The organism is Paraburkholderia sp. BR10923 (genome assembly GCF_040948765.1).
Taxonomy (GTDB): Bacteria; Pseudomonadota; Gammaproteobacteria; order Burkholderiales; family Burkholderiaceae; genus Paraburkholderia; species Paraburkholderia youngii.
On record NZ_JBFPKO010000018.1, the window covers coordinates 115,108 to 130,661 of the forward strand.

Genomic DNA, 15,554 nt, shown 5'->3' on the forward strand with positions numbered 1-15,554 from the left:
AGATGACCGAAAAAACTCATGCATCGCTAGCGATCCCCACGCGGGAAACCGAACAGGGGGAGCACCTGCTGCCGCCGCGCCATCGCGAATGGAGGCACGCGAAGATCGCGATCCTCATCGTGTTCGTGCTGCTCGCGATAGGCACGCTGCGCACGGTGATCGCGAACGTGATGCAAAACCGCGAAGTCACGGCGACCGCGCAGCAGAACGCCACGCAGTACGTGAACGTCGTCACGCCACAGCAGACCGACGGCGGCGGCAACACGCTGCTGCCGGGCACGTTGCGCGGCTATGTCGAATCGCCGATCTATGCGCGCGCGACCGGCTATCTGCTGCACTGGTACGTCGATATCGGCGCCCGCGTGAAGCAGGGGCAACTGCTTGCCGAGCTCGATACGCCGGAAATAGACCAGGAACTTGCACAGGCGCTGGCGCAGCGTCAGCAGACCAATTCGAGCCTCGCGCTCGCGAAGAGCTCGCTGGAGCGCTGGCAGCAGCTGCGCCAGCGCGATGCGGTGTCGCAACAGGAACTCGACGAACGACAAAGCACCTACACGCAGGACCTCGCGAATCTCGCCGCTGCCGATGCGAACGTCAAGCGTCTGCAGCAGCTCGAATCGTTCAAGCGGATCATCGCGCCGTTTGCCGGCGTGGTCACGCAGCGCAACGTCGACGTCGGCGATCTGATCGACGCGGGCAGCGGCACGAGCCGGGCCCTGTTTGCGCTCGCGCAGTCGGACCCGTTGCGCGTCTATGTGCAGTTGCCGCAGGCCTACGCGCAGAACGTCGCGGTCGGGCAGAAGGTCGTGGTCACGCAGGCCGAGCTGCCGGGCCAGCAGTTCAACGGCACGATCACGCATATGTCAGGCGCGATCGACGTGCCCACGCGTTCGTTGCAGATCGAAGTGACGCTGCCGAATCCCGACGCCAGGCTGCGCCCCGGCGCCTACGTGCAGGTCGAGGTGCCGGCCGCCGCGCACGAGCGCCTGACGGTACCGGGCAACGCATTGCTGTTTCGCGCGGAGGGTCCGCGCCTCGCGGTCGTCGATGCGAAGGGCAACGTGAGCCTGCACAAGGTCGTGATCGCGGTGGACCTCGGACAGCAGCTCGAAATCGAAAGCGGTATCTCGCCGACCGATCGCATCATCATCAATCCGAGCGACTCGATTGCCGACGGCGATCATGTTCAGGTGCAGCCGCTGCCGAAGAACGGCAAGGAGGCGTCTTGATGTTCGCGGCTTCCCGCCGGGCGCGCCCACGCTGCACCGCGTTCACCGCGCTGGGCGCTTGCGCCGGCGCGGCCTTGCTCGCCGCCTGCACGGTGGGTCCCGACTATCAGCGTCCGCAAGCCGAGGTGCCGCCCGAATGGCACACCGATTCGTTCTGGCGCGTCGCCGCGCCGTCGCATGCGCCGATTGCGCCGGACTGGTGGACGGGCTTCGCCGATCCGACGCTCGCGACGCTCGAAACCCAGGCGCTCGCGCAGAACCAGACGCTCGCCGCGGCGAGCGCGCACTACGAGCAGGCCAAGGCGACACTCGCGAACACCAGCGCGCAGCGCGTGCCGGAAGTCAATTTCTCGGCCCAGGCCTCGCGCTTTCGCATTTCGCACGACCGGCCGCTGACCAACTACGCGACGCCGACCCAATCGACGGTACAGAACAACATCCAGCTCGGACCCACGCTCAGCTACGACACCGATCTGTTCGGCCGCATCCGTCGTGAGGTGGAGGGCGCACAGGCGTCGGCCGAACAGTCGGCGGACGATCTCGCGAACGCACGGCTCGTGCTGACGACCGATCTCGCCACCGACTACTTCTCGCTGCGCGAGCTCGACAACGAGATCGACGTGCTGAACCAGTCGGTGAAGCTGCAGCAGAAGGCGCTCGACTACGTGAACACCGAGCACGATCTCGGTTCGGTATCGGGCCTCGACGTGCTCCAGCAGAAATCGCAGCTCGATGCGACGCGCGTGCAGGCGCAACTGCTGCTGAATCAGCGCGCGCAATTCGAGCATGCGATCGCCGCGCTGGTCGGGGTGCCGGCGCCGCAGTTCGCGATCGAGCCGAAGGTGCTCGACATCAAGCCGCCGACGGTGCCGCTCGGCGTGCCGAGCGACGTGCTGCAGCGGCGGCCCGACGTCGCATCGGCGGAACGCGCGATGGCGGCCGCCAACGCGCAGATCGGCGTGGCCAAGGCCGCGTTCTTCCCGAGCCTGACGCTGACGCCGGGCATCGGCTGGGAGAGCACCGAGTTCGCCAATCTGCTGAGCGCGCCCACGCTGATGTGGACGCTCGGCGCGGCGGTCGGCCAGGTGATCTTCGACGGCGGGCGGCGCGCGGCCAACGTCAAGTTTGCGAGCGAGGGCTACAAGGCGACCGAGGCGAATTATCGGCAGACGGTGCTGAGCGCGTTCCAGGAGGTGCAGGACGGCATCACCGGACTGTCGGTGCTCGATGGCGCAGCGAAGCAGTCGCGCGAGGCGGTCGAGGATGCGCAGCGGCTGCTGTCGCTCGCGAACGATCGTTATTCGGGCGGGCTCGTCGCGTATCTGAATGTGATCGACGCGCAGGAATCGCTGCTCACGAGCGAGCGCACGGATGTGCAGATCCATGGGCAGCAGTTGACGCTGTCGGTGGCGCTGGTGAAGGCGCTGGGCGGCGGTTGGGATGGCGGCGCGCAAGGCAGTGCGATGGCCGCGAACGAGGCACATGCAACCGACGCTGCGGCGATGCCGCAGCAGGCGTCTGCCGGCGGCGCGCAGCGGAAAGATGCACCGGCTCCTGCGCGCTGAATCGAGGGCGTTCGTATAATGCAAGGTTGACAGCCATTAGTGGCGGGGATGCGGATGAAATTGCTGATTGTTGAAGACGAGCACAAGGTAGTGGACTACCTGCGCTCCGGTTTGACAGAGCAGGGCTGGGTCGTCGACGTCGCGCTCGACGGCGAGGAGGGCACGCACCTGGCCACCGAATTCGATTACGACGTGATCGTCCTCGACGTGATGCTGCCCAAGCGCGACGGCTTCAGCGTGCTGAAGGCGCTGCGCATGCGCAAGTCGACGCCGGTCATCATGCTGACCGCGCGCGACCACGTGAACGATCGCGTGCGCGGCCTGCGCGAAGGCGCCGACGATTACCTGACCAAACCGTTCTCGTTCCTCGAACTCGTCGAGCGTCTGCATGCGCTTGCGCGCCGCACGCGTTCGCAGGAGTCCACGCTGATTTCGGTCGGCGATCTGTTCGTCGATCTGATCGGCCGCCGCGCGACTCGGGACGGCGTGCGCCTCGACCTGACCGCGAAAGAGTTTCAACTGCTCAGCGTGCTCGCGCGCCGCCAGGGCGACATTCTGTCGAAGACCGCGATCACCGAGCTCGTATGGGACGTCAATTTCGACAGCCACACGAACGTCGTCGAAACCGCGATCAAGCGGCTGCGCGCGAAACTCGACGGCCCATTCCCGTCGAAGCTGCTGCACACGGTGCGTGGCATGGGCTACGTGCTCGAAGTGCGCGAAGAGGCCGAGTCATCATGAACCGCTCGATTGCCCGCCGCCTTGCGTCGATGTTCGCGCTGGTGGCGCTGTTCGTGTTTACGCTCGTCGGCAGCGGGCTCTTTCTGGTGCTGCGCTCGCAGCTCGAACATCATCTGCGCGAGTCGCTCGACGATCGCACGCAAATCGCGCGCATCATCGTCTCTCACGCGGTGACGCCAGAAAAATGGCGGATGGCCCGCGAAAAACTCACCGACATGACGCCGCACGACCGCAGCACCATGTACTCGGTGACGAGCGCGGAGCCGAACTTCCACTTCGGCACGCCGGTGCAGGGAACGGTCACGAAGAGCTGGCCCGGCGGCTACGCGCGCATCGCGCCGGAGGGCGGCGGCCCCGACATGCTGACCTCGACGGTGATCTTGCCGGCCAATGGCGCGCGGCCTGCGGTGCAGTTGCAGGTCGCGGCGAGCTATTCGCCGAACCTGCGCACGATGCGCGTGTTCGGCTCGGCACTCGCGGCGCTGTCCGCGCTCGGCAGTCTTGCGGTGCTGCTGCTCAGCTACTCGGTCACGCGCATCGGCCTCGCACCGCTCACGCGTCTGACGCGCGACGCATCCGCGGTCAGCCCGAACAACCGCTCGCAGCGGCTCAATACCGCGTCCTTGCCGCTCGAACTGAACGATCTCGCCAACTCGTTCAACGGTGCGCTCGAACGGCTCGACGGCGCCTACGGCCGCCTCGAATCGTTCAACGCGGACGTCGCGCATGAACTGCGCACGCCGGTCACGATCCTGATCGGCCAGACGGAGGTGGCGCTGACGCGCAACCGCTCGGTCGACGATCTGCGTCACACGCTGCAATCGAACCTCGAAGAATTCGAGCGGATGCGCGCGATCATCAACGACATGCTGTTCCTCGCGCGTGCCGACCAGGGCGAACGCGCGACGGGGTTGATCGAGGTGTCGCTCGCGGCCGAAGTCGCGCATACGCTGGAATTTCTGGAGATTCCGCTCGAAGAGGCGCGCGTGCATGCGAAGTTGCAGGGCGATGCGTTCGCGCGCGTGAACCGCTCGCTGTTCGGCCGCGCGTGCACGAACCTGCTGATGAACGCGATCCAGCACTGCGAGCCGGGCGCGACGATCAGCGTGACGATCGCGCGCGGGGAAGGTGCGATGCGCGACCAGGTGCGCGTCGCGGTGGCGAATCCGGGCGAGCCGATCGCGCCGGACGTCCTCGAACATCTGTTCGACCGTTTCTATCGCGCGGAAGTCTCGCGCACCAATAGCCGCGAAAACCACGGGCTCGGACTCGCGATCGTGAAGGCGATCGCCGAGATGCATCGTGGCACCGTATCCGCGCACAGCGCGAACGGCATCAACACGTTTTCGTTTTCGATGGCGGCGTCGGTGATGTCCACTTCGGGCGATATACCGGCCGCGCGTGCGAGCGCGAATGCCAATGCGAATGCGGCCGGCGTCGCCGCCGATACATCCTATTCGTCGCTCGCGAAAGGCAAGTCGGCCTGAACCGGCAGGCGCGGCTTCAGCGCCTGTTCGCTGGCCGAGCTCAGCGTGCTGATGCGCACGCCCAATAGCCGCAGCTTGCGGTTCAACTGCACGCGTCGCAAACATTCGGTCGCCGCGCGGCGGATTTCGGTCGCGTCGGCGGTCGGTTCATCGAGCGTCAGGTCGCGTGTGACGGTGCGGAAATCGTCGTAACGCAGCTTGATGCCGATCGTGCGGCCCACGTAGCCCTTGCGCACGAGATCGTCGGCGACACGCACGCACAGCCCCGTAAACGCGTTAGATAACGCCGGCCGATCGTGACGCGGATGCAGATCGCGTTCGAAGGTGGTCTCGCGGCTGATCGACTTCGGCTCCGATTCGACCACCACCGGCCGCTCGTCGTGACCCTGCGCAACTTCCATCAGCCACGCGGAATAGCTGCGCCCGAAATTGTCCTGCAACAGCCCGGCGTCGGCGGCGGCCAGATCGCCGACCGTCGCGAGGCCGAGCGCGCTCAGCTTCTCCGCCGCCTTCGGGCCGATGCCGTTGACCTTGCGCACCGGCAGCGGCCACACGCGCAGCGGTATGTCGGCTGGCGTGAGGATCGTCAGGCCGTCGGGCTTGTCGAGTTCGGAGCCGATCTTCGCGAGCAGCTTGTTCGGCGCGACGCAGATCGAACACGTGAGACCGGTGGCCTGATGAACGGCCTCCTTGATGCGCCGCCCGATGTCGGCCGATTCGCCCGGCAGCTCGGTCAGGTCGATATAGATCTCGTCGATGCCGCGATCCTCGATGCGGTCCGTGAACGTCCTGACGGCCGCCTTGAAGAGGCGCGAGTAGTGGCGATACGAATCGAAGTCGGTCGGCAGCAGGATCGCGTCGGGCGCGAGCGCGGCGGCCTTCATCATGCCCATTGCCGAAAACACGCCGAGCGCGCGCGCCTCGTACGTCGAGGTGGTGACGACGCCGCGGCCCGCGTAATCGCGCAGCTTCGCGAAGCGCTTGCTGCCGTCTTCGAGCAGTTGTGGCGCGCTGTTGCGGCCGCCGCCGATCACCACCGCGCGGCCGCGCAGTTCCGGATAGCGCAGCAGTTCGACGGACGCGTAAAACGCGTCCATATCGAGGTGCGCGATGCGGCGGGATGGCGAATTCATGGAAATTGAAGCGGGCGATGGGAATGAACGAAAGCGGTGACGGCGCGCGTCGCGACGCCGGTAGGCCGTAATGGTACCTTGCCGGGCGCGCCACCGGTCAGGGTCGCCGCGGCTGGCCGCATGCGTGGCATTCAACGCAATGTTGCAAAAGCGGCTCCAGTAACTATTCTTCACACTGAAATCCGCAGGTTGCGTGGCGGGTCCAGGCGGGGCCGCAACCGCTGCAGCCGAATTCGCCGCGACCGTCCACCACCGGGCTCGACTGATGATCAAGCGCATGTGGCTGATTTCGGCGTATATCGCACTCGGCTGCGCCGCAACGGTGCTGCCGGTCCTGATCAGCATCTATATCGCGAACGAAGACGTCGCCCGCCGCGAGCAGCGAGATCTGAGCCTTTACGCGGAGAAGGCCATGATGCGCACGGAACTGGTCACATATCAGGGCTTTGCCGCGATCGCGGACCTGCAGGCCGAGCACGCCGAGCCGTGCTCGCCGGAATACCTGAAACGGGCTGCCCATGTGATCTTCAACTACCGCTACGTGCGGGACGCGGGCGCGTACGGCGACGGGCGCTATCTTTGCTCGCCTCTTCTGGGCGAGGTTCGGACCCAGGATGTCGAACTGCCGCCGCCGCGCTGGCGCAGCAACGACGGCTACCTGGTCTGGTTTCAGCAAAAGAATCCGCTCAGCGACTTGCGCGAGGATATCCAGATCGGGCGCAACGGCGAATACGTGTCGATCGATCCCCAGTCATATGTCGATGTGATGGATCCAGCGGGAAGGGCTATCGCTACGATCAACACGGAGATCAATTCGATCGTTGCACTGTCGTCCGGCGCGGACCCCGACGAGATGCTCCATGCATGGAAGCAGGCGGGGCGCGTCGATAGCGATGAATGGAACTACGCGGTGGCACGCTCGGAGACGCGCGCCCTCGGTGTCGTCGTCAAAGGCCGGCGCACCAGCCTGCTCAGGGACTGGCCCGGGCTGCTGGCGACGTGGCTATCGATCGGCGTCGCGATGGGCGCCGCGTTCGGCTGGTTCGCGTTCAAACGGATCTCGCGGCAGGTGTCGTTCCAGGCCTCGCTCGAATGGGCGATCTCCCACAAAACCATCGACGTCGTCTATCAACCGATCGTGAATCTCGCGACCAGCGAATGCGTCGGCGTCGAAGCGCTGGCCAGATGGAATCTGAACGGACGCGATATCTCGCCGAATATCTTCATCGCATTGGCCGAGCAGCATGGCCTGATCCAGTCGTTGACCGACCTCGTGTTCGATAAAGCGCTGCAAGATCTGGCAGAGCTATTGCGTTCGCGGCCGTCGTTCTACGTGTCGGTCAACGTCAGCGGCGAGGATCTGCGCACGCCGCGCTTTCTGAACCTGATCACCGCGAGGCTCGCCGGAACCGGCCTGCGTCCCGCGCAGATCAGGATCGAAGCGACGGAGCGCAGTTTTCTGAACGCCGATGTGACCCGGCAGACGATCGCGGCCTTCAGAAGCGCCGGCCACCCGGTCTATATCGACGATTTCGGCACCGGCTATTCGAGCCTCGCCTATTTGCAAACCTTTATGATCGACGTGCTGAAGATCGACAAATCGTTCGTCGACACGATCGCTCAGGAGGCGGCGTCGAGCATCGTCGCGCCGCATATCATCGAGATGGCGCACGAATTGGGGGTGGAAATCGTCGCGGAGGGGATCGAGCGCAGCGAGCAGGTCGAGTATCTGGTGCGCCGGGGCGTTCAGTATGGCCAGGGCTGGCTGTTCGCGAAGGCGATGCGTCGCGAGGAACTGCTCGCATGGCTCGAGGCGCGCCGCGCGTCGCATGCGCCGGCGCAGCCCGCGATCCAGTAGTTCAGCGCCCGGCCTGGCCGGGCGCGATGCGCTTACTGCTTGATGCCTTCGGCCTGGATATGCAGCGTGGTTTTCATGTTGAAGCCGTACGCCTTGCCGAAGTCGATGCCGAAATCGTCGCGATTGAACGTCGCGACCGATTCCGTGCCGCACACTTCGCGCTTCAGCATCGGGTGCTGGATGCACTTGAACGATTCGATCTTCAGGTTGACCGGCTTGGTCACGCCGTGCAGCGTCAGCGTGCCGATCACTTCGACCGGCTTGTCGCCGTCGAAGCGGATCTGCGTGCCCTTGTAGGTCGCGGTCGGGAACTTCGCGGTGTCGAAGAACTTGTCGCCGACCAGCTCCTCGTTGAGCTTGTCGTTGCCGATGCCGACCGAGCTCAGATCGATCGTCGCCTCGACCGTGCCGGTCTTCGCCGCGCGATCGAGCACGACGGTGCCGTTGGCTTTCTGGAACTTGCCGCGCCAGATCGACAGGCCGCCGAAGTGGTCGGTCTCGAAGCTCGGCGATGTGTGCGTCGGATCGAGCAGATAGGTCTCGGCGGCAGCCATCGCGTTGAACGAGCATGCGGCGGCGAGCGCGCCGGCGGCGAGCAGGAAGGATTTCTTCAAGTTGGACTCCAGGGGTCTAAAGGTAATGCAGTGCTGCTGTGTTGAACGTTATTTGTTTGCCGCGACCAGATGAAATTTGATGACGACTTCGTCGGCGACCACTGACGTGTCTTTCCATTCGCCGGTGCCGACGTCGAACTGCGTGCGCTTGATCGGCAGCGAGCCGTCGAAGGTTTGTGTGGCGCCCTGGCTCGCGATCACGACGGGCACGACGACCGTTTGCGATTTGCCCTTGATCGTCAGCTTGCCGGTCACCTTGTACTGGTTGCCGCCGGCCGGCGCGATCGAGCTCGACACGAAGGTCGCGCTAGGGAAGGCGCCGCTGTCGAACCATTCCTTGCCTTGCGCCTGCTTGTTGTAGTCGTCGGCGCCGAGGTCGTAGCTCGCGGTGTCGATCGACACGTTCGCACTGCCCGCGGCCGGCTTCGCCGGATCGAAGTTCAGCTGCGCGGAGAACTTCCGGAACTTGCCGTCGACGGGCACGTTCATCTGTTTGGTCGTCGCGATCACGCTGCTTTTCGCGAGGTCGACGTCGGCGTGCGCGAGGTTCGCGCCGATGAGCGCAAGCGCCGCGAAAGAAGCGAGCGCCGCGCGATGAGCGGAGAGATAAAAGGGTGTCTTCATGATGGTACGCATCCTATCCGAGCTTCGCGGCGTGATTGCACACCGCGAGGAATTTGATTGCCAACCAGTCGTAACCAATCGACAGGCATTGTGCCTTTCTTCAAGCTGTCATGTCGTTATGCATGGGTCTTCAGAAACGGCACCATGCGCGCGAGCAGGCCGTCACGATCGACGAACTGATGCTTGAGCGCCGCGAGCACGTGCATCAGCACCAGTGCGAGCAGCGTGTAATTGAGCAGCACGTGCACAGTGCGCAGCGTGGCCTTCAGCGCCTGATCGGGACCGATGATGGTCGGCAGCGGCACGACGCCCAGATACACGACCTGAATGCCAGCCGCCGAGCTGTAGAAGTAGCCGGACAGCGGAATCGCGAGCATCAGCAGATACAGCAGGCCGTGCACCAGATGCGCGGCGGCCTTCTGCCATGCGGGCGTTGCGGCATCGAGCGCGGGCGCGCGGTGCGTCGCGCGCCACAGCACGCGCAGCAGCGCGAGCGCGAACACGGTCACGCCGATCCATTTGTGCCACGAGAAGTATTTGAGCTTCGTCGGCGTGAAGCCTGGGATATCCGTCATGATCCAGCCGATGTAGAAGCCGCAGATCATCAGCGCGGCGATCAGCCAGTGCAGCGCGATTGCGGCGCCGTGGTAGCGCGTGGGAGCGGAAGCCTGTGTTTGCATCGTTTTCTATCCGTTGCTCGCGATAAGCCGCGTGGGAATGCGGATAGTAGGGAGGCCAATAGAAACTGAATAGGGGGTGCGCGGGAACAGATTGTTTCTTCGTTGACGTTAATTGTGTTGAAAGGCATGCGCGTGACGAGGCACGCCGACTGCCGTGGACCGGTCGCTGCGGCAACCGCTGTGGTAACTTGTGGCCCCGAACAACAAGGTTGCGCGCGCTTTGCGCAGCCACCGACATAACCCAATATCCGGGCTTTAAGCTGTGAATTCCGTTTTTCTTTCCTGGGGCATTGCCGCGGCCGCCACCGCCGGTGTGATCACACGGCCGTTCAAATGGCCCGAAGCCGTGTGGGCCGTCGCGGGCGCGGTGCTGCTCGTCGTGCTCGGCCTGTTGCCCTGGCATCTGGCGATCGAAGCGATCGGCAAGGGCACCGACGTCTATCTGTTCCTGATCGGCATGATGCTGCTATCCGAAGTCGGCCGCCGCGAAGGGCTGTTCGACTGGGTCGCTGTGCTCGCGGTCAATCATGCGCGCAGTTCGCCGCGCAAGCTGTTCGTACTCGTGTATCTATTCGGCGTGGTGATCACCGCGTTTCTTTCCAACGACGCCACCGCCGTGGTGCTGACGCCCGCCGTGTTCGCGGCGGCGAAGAAAGCGAAGACGCCGCCGCTGCCGCTGCTGTTCGTCTGCGCGTTCGTCGCCAATGCGGCGAGCTTCGTGCTGCCGATTTCGAATCCGGCCAACATCGTGCTGTACGGCAATCACACGCCGCCGCTGGGACCGTGGATGCTGCGCTTCGCGCTGCCGTCGGTGCTGTCGATCGGCGCGACCTTCGTGATGCTGCGCTGGACGCAACGCGACGCGCTGGCTGGCGTCTGCGAGGCGAATCTCGACGCGGTCGAGCTGTCGGCGAGCGGCCGGGTCGCGCTCGCGGGCATCGCGGTGACGGCCGGCGCGCTGCTGACGGTCTCCGCGTACGACATCCAGCTCGGCATGCCGACCGCGATCCTCGGCGCGCTGACCGCGCTCGTCGTGCTGATCAAGGAACGCAAATCACCGCTGCCGATGATCCGCGAAATTTCGTGGAATGTACTGCCGCTCGTCGCTGGGCTGTTCGTGCTGGTCGAGATGCTCGATCACACCGGCGTGATCAGCACGTTCGCGGGTGCGCTGCGGCGCGCGACCGAGCACAACGAAATGGAAGCGGCCGCGTGGGCCGGCACGAGCATCGCGGCGCTCAGCAATCTGATCAACAACCTGCCGTCCGGACTGATCGCGAGTTCGACCGTGATGCAGGCGCAGAGCCCCGAGCGCGTGATCGACGCGTTCCTGATCGGCGTCGACCTGGGGCCGAACCTGTCGATCAGCGGCTCGCTCGCGACCATCCTGTGGCTCAACGCGATTCGCCGCGAAGGCGAAGACGTCGGCTTCATGAAATTCCTGAAGGTCGGTGTGCTGGTGATGGTGCCCGCGCTCGTGCTGGCGCTTGGGGCACGGATTCTAACGGGCTGAACGGACGGCTGACCGGTCCTTGCTCCGCGGGATTGCGCGGGACCCGCGGCGTGCGGCGCCGGCGAGCTGGTCCAGTTGCGCGCCGACCGAGCGCAGCCTCGCTTCGAGGTGAGCGACGCGCTGACGTTGCGCGGGCACCATCGACGACCGGTTCAACGCATGCAGCCGGCGATGCCAGTACGACAGCGGAAAACGGTCGCGCGCTGAAAGTGCATTGAAAACGACTTCGAGGTGGGCAATTTCCCTGTCGATATCTTGGTAACTCATCACAAAGGTCCAGGAAAGATGTGGGGATAGGGGCGCGCGAACCTGAAAGGGACAGCAAGCTCCGTTCCATCCCGCCTTTATGTAGTCAAAATCAGCCGTGACGGCGCAAAGCGCCACATGTGAGCGCGCCTCGCGCGCTGCGCGATGGTAAGAAGCGGCAAAGTCCATGCAAGCTTTACTGGCGGCGCTCCACCTTTCAACCAGACAACGGGAATTCACCAGGCGTGCGCGCCAGGCGCGTGTCCTATGCTGAGTCAACGGCGTGGCCCGGCCGTGTGCGATCGAAAACCGCCCGCGCGGGGGCCCGCAACGCGCTTTCAATGCGGCACGATCACCAGCGGTTGCGCATAGCTGACGGTCGGCGCGGGCACCACCGCATAGTTGGGCGCGGGCGGCGCGACCGCGGCGGCGGTGGCGGAAGAGTTCGCCGGCTGTACGGGCGGCGCCGCGACGATGGTCGCGGCCGCCACCGGAACGGCGACAGGCGGCGCCGACACGTACACGGGATTGATCGGCACCGGGTAGTAGACCGGCCGTGGCGGCGGCGCGTAGACCACGGCGGCGGGCAGATACACGACGACTCTCGCGTAGGCAGCGGAAGAACAGGCGAGACCGATGGCGGTGAAAGTCGAAGCACAGGCGAGACGGATACTCATTTGGGACTCCTGATGCGTGAAAGCCGACAGACGGCAGGCGGAACGATACGCAGCAGGTCCGCGAAGCGAAACCGCAAACTCATTTCATTCGATGTCACGCGGCACCGGCACTGGGCGCCGTGACATGATTCGACATGATTCTTGAATTGCGATCGCGCGGCGTCTGACCAAGAATTCGGCCTGTCATCGAAACGGATCGCGGCACCCAGCCAGGCGACGGTCGATGTTCCAACCGAAGGAGTCAGTCATGAAGAAGTTGCTCGCCACCGTGCTGCTGTGCTGCGCGTCCACCGTCACGTTCGCTCAGGCCGCCGCGCCGCAAGGTATCAGCCAGCAGCGCATGGAGCGCATGGAGCGCATGGAGCAGCAGTTGCAGACGCGCTTTTCAACCGCGAACACCACGCACGACGGCAAGCTGACCCGTGAGCAGGCGGCGGCCGGCATGCCGATGCTCGCGCGTCATTTCGATGAGATCGACATGCAGAAGGCCGGCTACATCACGCTGCCGCAGATCGAGGCGTTCATGCAGAAACGCGGCGCCGCACACTGAGCGGCTCGGACATCGAGGAGCTTTCGGATGGAACGCCCCGCCAGGATCATCGTGCTCGACGACGAAGCCGAGTTGCGCAACATGCTGCTGCGCTTCCTGCGCGGCCAGGGTTTCGACGTGCGCGCGGCCGAGGACGGCAAGCGTCTGAACCGCTACCTGGAGCGAGAGCCGTTCGATCTGCTGATACTCGATCTGATGATCGGCGAAGAGGACGGCCTCGAGATTTGCGCGAAGCTGCGCGCGCAAGGGCAGACCTTGCCGATCCTGATGCTGACCGCGAAGGGCGATCCGCTCGATCGCGTGACCGGCCTCGAAACCGGCGCCGACGGCTACCTCGCGAAGCCGTTCCTGCCGCGCGAGCTGGTGGCGCGAATCAATGCGCTGCTGCGCCGCCAGAAGATGGCCGCCGGCGACGTCACGGTGACGTCACAGCGCGTGCGTTTCGGCAACTTCACGCTCGATGTCGGCAAACAGGAGCTATCGCGCGCGGGCGAGCCGCTCGAGATTCATTCCGCGCAGATGCTGCTGCTGGTCGCGCTCGCGTCGTCGCCGAATCGCGCGGTGAGCCGCGACAACCTGCTCGCGCGTGCGCGAGGGCGCGATCATGATGCGCTCGATCGCAGCATCGACGTGCAGGTGCTGCGGCTGCGGCAGATCGTCGAGGACGACCCGTCGAAGCCGCGTTTCATTCGTACCGTCTGGGGCGTCGGCTATATGCTCGTCGCCGATGTCGAATCATGATGCGCTCGCTGTCACGCATGCTGCTGCCGCGCACGCTGCTCGCGCGCAACATCGCGCTATTGATCGCGCTCGTGATGCTGAGCCAGATCTGCTCGATCGTCGTGCTGCTGCATTACGTGCAGCGGCCACGCGTCGAGCGCGCGGCGGCCGTGTTCGCGACCTACGTGACGACGCTCGACAACCTGCTCGCGGCCACTCCGCCCGCCTCGCGCGCGGCGCTGAGCGCACGACTCGACGCACGCGAGCAATTGCCCCCCGAAGCGACTGACACGCCGCCGCACGATCTGTTGCACGCGTATCGCACCTATCAGCGCGGCGTGTTCATCGACAGCCTGCAGAAGCACCTGCCCGCGGATATGCCCGCGCGCTGGCAGACCGAGGGCGCACAGCGGCTGTGGATTCGCATGCATGGGTCGCTTGCCGGCGCCGGCAACGCGGCGGGCTTGGCGAGCGCGCCATACTGGATTGCGCTGCCGGTTCCCGACGACGCGCAGGGCAGCGGCCTCGAAGCGGCGATCTTCCTGTCGTTGGGTCTCGGCGTGCTTGCCGCGCTCGCCGGCTACGCGATCCAGCTGCATCTGAACGAACCCTTGCACGAGCTCACGCAAGCGGCGCGCCGCGTAAGCGCCGGCGATCTGCCCGCACCGCTGCCGACCGACGGCCCCGCCGAAATTGCCGCCGTGGGCAGCGCATTCAATCAGATGACGCGCGCGTTACAGGACGCCGAAGCGACGCGTGCGTTGATGCTCGCGGGCATCTCGCACGACATCCGCACGCCGTTGACGAAGCTGCGCCTGTCGATGGCGATGGCGATGCCGCAGGGGGCCGACAGCAGCTTCGTGATCGCCGCCGAATCGTATCTGGACCAGATCGAGACGATCCTGCAGCAGTTCATGGACTACGCGGGCAGCGGCGAGCGCGAGGAAGCGCAGCCCGGCGATCTGAACGCGCTGATCGAACGGCTCGCGGGCGACTTCTCTGGGCTCGGGCATGAGTTCGAACTTTCGTTGGGCAGTTTGCCGGCCGTTCCATATCGGCCGATCAGCATGATGCGGCTGCTGATGAACCTGATGCAGAACGCGATCGTCTACGGCGGCAGCGGGCTCGCGGTGCGCACGTGGGCGACGCAGGACACGGTGACGGTCGCGGTCTGCGATCGCGGCAAAGGTTTGACGGCGCAGGAGTTGGAAAAGCTGAAGGCGCCGTTCCAGCGTGGCCGCAATGCGCGTGCGCACAGCGGCGGCACGGGGCTGGGTCTGTCGATCGTCGAGCGGATCGCACGGCTGCACGGCGGCGGCCTGCAGTTTCATCCGCGCGAAGGGGGCGGCCTCGAAGTGTGGGTCGTATTGCCGGTCAAGGCGGCATAACCGTGAAACGGGAGGAGGGCGCGGTGTTGTTGCCGCTCACTCGCGATCGAGCCACGCGTCGAGCCCGACTCGAAACGCGACGCCCGCGATCACCGGCACGGTCAGCATCAGGATGATGCCGAAGTTCGGGATCTCGTCGCCGTACATGATCGGGTTGTACAGCACGACGCCCGACACGATCGCGAACATCACCACGCCAATGGCGACCATGAGGAGATTGCGCACGGATAGGGACAGCGTCTTGCGCTTCGGCTTGTCGTTCGTGTCGTGAGCGCCGGGTGCTTCGTCGTGTTGGGCAGGCATGATGGTTCTCGTGGCAAAAGATGCGGCATCGGAAGCGGCCGCGGTGGATACCGCGCCCGGCATCATACCCGCGCGCGCACGGCTGATGCGGTTGTCCGCGCCGTTGCGGGTACTCATCCTTACCAACAATATATGCCATTCCAGTCTGCGATTTCAGGCGTCGGCTTGCGACCTCGCGGGAAGCGCCATTGCAGCCATCTGATGTAGCACGTCTGAAGCATCATGT

General features: G+C 65.0%; 17 protein-coding genes. 10 read left to right on the forward strand and 7 right to left on the reverse strand.

Annotated elements, in window-relative coordinates:
- Positions 1-2: 2 nt before the first annotated feature.
- The 4 genes from AB3X94_RS28190 to AB3X94_RS28205 are packed head-to-tail and all read left to right on the forward strand — an operon-like array spanning position 3 to position 5,022.
- Positions 3-1,229 (forward strand): efflux RND transporter periplasmic adaptor subunit, encoded by a 1,227-nt coding sequence (locus AB3X94_RS28190; RefSeq protein ID WP_368613306.1) that lies wholly within the window; start codon positions 3-5, stop codon positions 1,227-1,229.
- A complete protein-coding gene (locus AB3X94_RS28195) occupies positions 1,229-2,794 on the forward strand; it encodes an efflux transporter outer membrane subunit (RefSeq protein WP_368613307.1) in 1,566 nt (521 codons plus the stop codon). Before AB3X94_RS28190 ends, AB3X94_RS28195 begins: the two co-directional genes overlap by 1 nt.
- A gap of 54 nt (positions 2,795-2,848) precedes the next feature.
- On the forward strand, positions 2,849-3,535 hold the full coding sequence (locus AB3X94_RS28200) for a heavy metal response regulator transcription factor (RefSeq protein WP_013091374.1): 687 nt from the start codon (positions 2,849-2,851) through the stop codon (positions 3,533-3,535).
- On the forward strand, positions 3,532-5,022 hold the full coding sequence (locus AB3X94_RS28205; RefSeq protein ID WP_368596719.1) for a heavy metal sensor histidine kinase: 1,491 nt from the start codon (positions 3,532-3,534) through the stop codon (positions 5,020-5,022). The genes AB3X94_RS28200 and AB3X94_RS28205 overlap by 4 nt, the downstream gene beginning before the upstream one ends.
- Here AB3X94_RS28205 and dinB read toward each other — a convergent pair.
- Positions 4,989-6,155 carry a DNA polymerase IV gene (dinB, locus tag AB3X94_RS28210; RefSeq protein WP_368613308.1) on the reverse strand — a complete coding sequence of 389 codons (1,167 nt, stop codon included), beginning with the start codon at positions 6,153-6,155 and terminating at the stop codon, positions 4,989-4,991. The genes AB3X94_RS28205 and dinB overlap by 34 nt on opposite strands.
- Before the next feature lie 277 nt (positions 6,156-6,432).
- Here dinB and AB3X94_RS28215 point away from each other — a divergent pair, with 277 nt between their 5' ends.
- On the forward strand, positions 6,433-8,013 hold the full coding sequence (locus tag AB3X94_RS28215; protein ID WP_368613309.1) for an EAL domain-containing protein: 1,581 nt from the start codon (positions 6,433-6,435) through the stop codon (positions 8,011-8,013).
- Positions 8,014-8,045: 32 nt separating this feature from the next.
- On the opposite strand, the gene AB3X94_RS28220 is transcribed toward AB3X94_RS28215, so the two are convergent.
- The 3 genes from AB3X94_RS28220 to AB3X94_RS28230 form a co-directional block, all read right to left on the reverse strand.
- Positions 8,046-8,627, reverse strand: a complete 582-nt coding sequence (locus AB3X94_RS28220; RefSeq protein ID WP_176107812.1) for a YceI family protein — start codon at positions 8,625-8,627, stop codon at positions 8,046-8,048.
- Between the two features lie 48 nt (positions 8,628-8,675).
- Positions 8,676-9,251, reverse strand: a complete 576-nt coding sequence (locus tag AB3X94_RS28225; protein ID WP_176124806.1) for a YceI family protein — start codon at positions 9,249-9,251, stop codon at positions 8,676-8,678.
- 116 nt (positions 9,252-9,367) lie between these two features.
- Positions 9,368-9,931, reverse strand: coding sequence for a cytochrome b (locus tag AB3X94_RS28230; protein ID WP_176124808.1), 564 nt, complete (start codon positions 9,929-9,931; stop codon positions 9,368-9,370).
- Positions 9,932-10,193: 262 nt separating this feature from the next.
- Between AB3X94_RS28230 and AB3X94_RS28235 the strand changes: the two genes are divergently transcribed.
- Entirely contained in the window at positions 10,194-11,444 is a 1,251-nt protein-coding gene (locus AB3X94_RS28235) for an arsenic transporter (protein WP_368613310.1), read from the forward strand.
- Here the strand turns inward: AB3X94_RS28235 and AB3X94_RS28240 are convergent.
- Both AB3X94_RS28240 and AB3X94_RS28245 read right to left on the reverse strand, forming a co-directional pair.
- Complete coding sequence (locus AB3X94_RS28240) at positions 11,433-11,879, reverse strand: hypothetical protein (protein WP_368613311.1); 447 nt, start codon at positions 11,877-11,879, stop codon at positions 11,433-11,435. The genes AB3X94_RS28235 and AB3X94_RS28240 overlap by 12 nt on opposite strands.
- Before the next feature lie 149 nt (positions 11,880-12,028).
- Positions 12,029-12,367 (reverse strand): hypothetical protein, encoded by a 339-nt coding sequence (locus AB3X94_RS28245; RefSeq protein WP_176107817.1) that lies wholly within the window; start codon positions 12,365-12,367, stop codon positions 12,029-12,031.
- 247 nt (positions 12,368-12,614) lie between these two features.
- Between AB3X94_RS28245 and AB3X94_RS28250 the strand changes: the two genes are divergently transcribed.
- From AB3X94_RS28250 to AB3X94_RS28260, 3 genes are read left to right on the forward strand one after another with little or no spacing between them, the layout of a single operon-like run.
- Positions 12,615-12,917: an EF-hand domain-containing protein gene (locus AB3X94_RS28250; RefSeq protein ID WP_368613312.1), complete on the forward strand. Its 303-nt coding sequence runs from the start codon at positions 12,615-12,617 to the stop codon at positions 12,915-12,917.
- A 27-nt stretch (positions 12,918-12,944) separates the two neighbouring features.
- Positions 12,945-13,658: a response regulator gene (locus AB3X94_RS28255; RefSeq protein WP_368613313.1), complete on the forward strand. Its 714-nt coding sequence runs from the start codon at positions 12,945-12,947 to the stop codon at positions 13,656-13,658.
- The gene (locus AB3X94_RS28260; protein WP_368613314.1) at positions 13,655-15,025 is read left to right on the forward strand and encodes an ATP-binding protein; all 1,371 of its coding nucleotides are present in this window, start codon (positions 13,655-13,657) and stop codon (positions 15,023-15,025) included. Before AB3X94_RS28255 ends, AB3X94_RS28260 begins: the two co-directional genes overlap by 4 nt.
- A 36-nt stretch (positions 15,026-15,061) precedes the next feature.
- Here AB3X94_RS28260 and AB3X94_RS28265 read toward each other — a convergent pair whose 3' ends face one another.
- Positions 15,062-15,328, reverse strand: coding sequence for a hypothetical protein (locus AB3X94_RS28265; protein WP_176107821.1), 267 nt, complete (start codon positions 15,326-15,328; stop codon positions 15,062-15,064).
- Here AB3X94_RS28265 and AB3X94_RS28270 point away from each other — a divergent pair.
- A complete protein-coding gene (locus AB3X94_RS28270; RefSeq protein WP_176107822.1) occupies positions 15,327-15,530 on the forward strand; it encodes a hypothetical protein in 204 nt (67 codons plus the stop codon). The two genes, AB3X94_RS28265 and AB3X94_RS28270, sit on opposite strands and share 2 nt — an antisense overlap.
- The last annotated feature ends 24 nt before the right edge of the window (positions 15,531-15,554 follow it).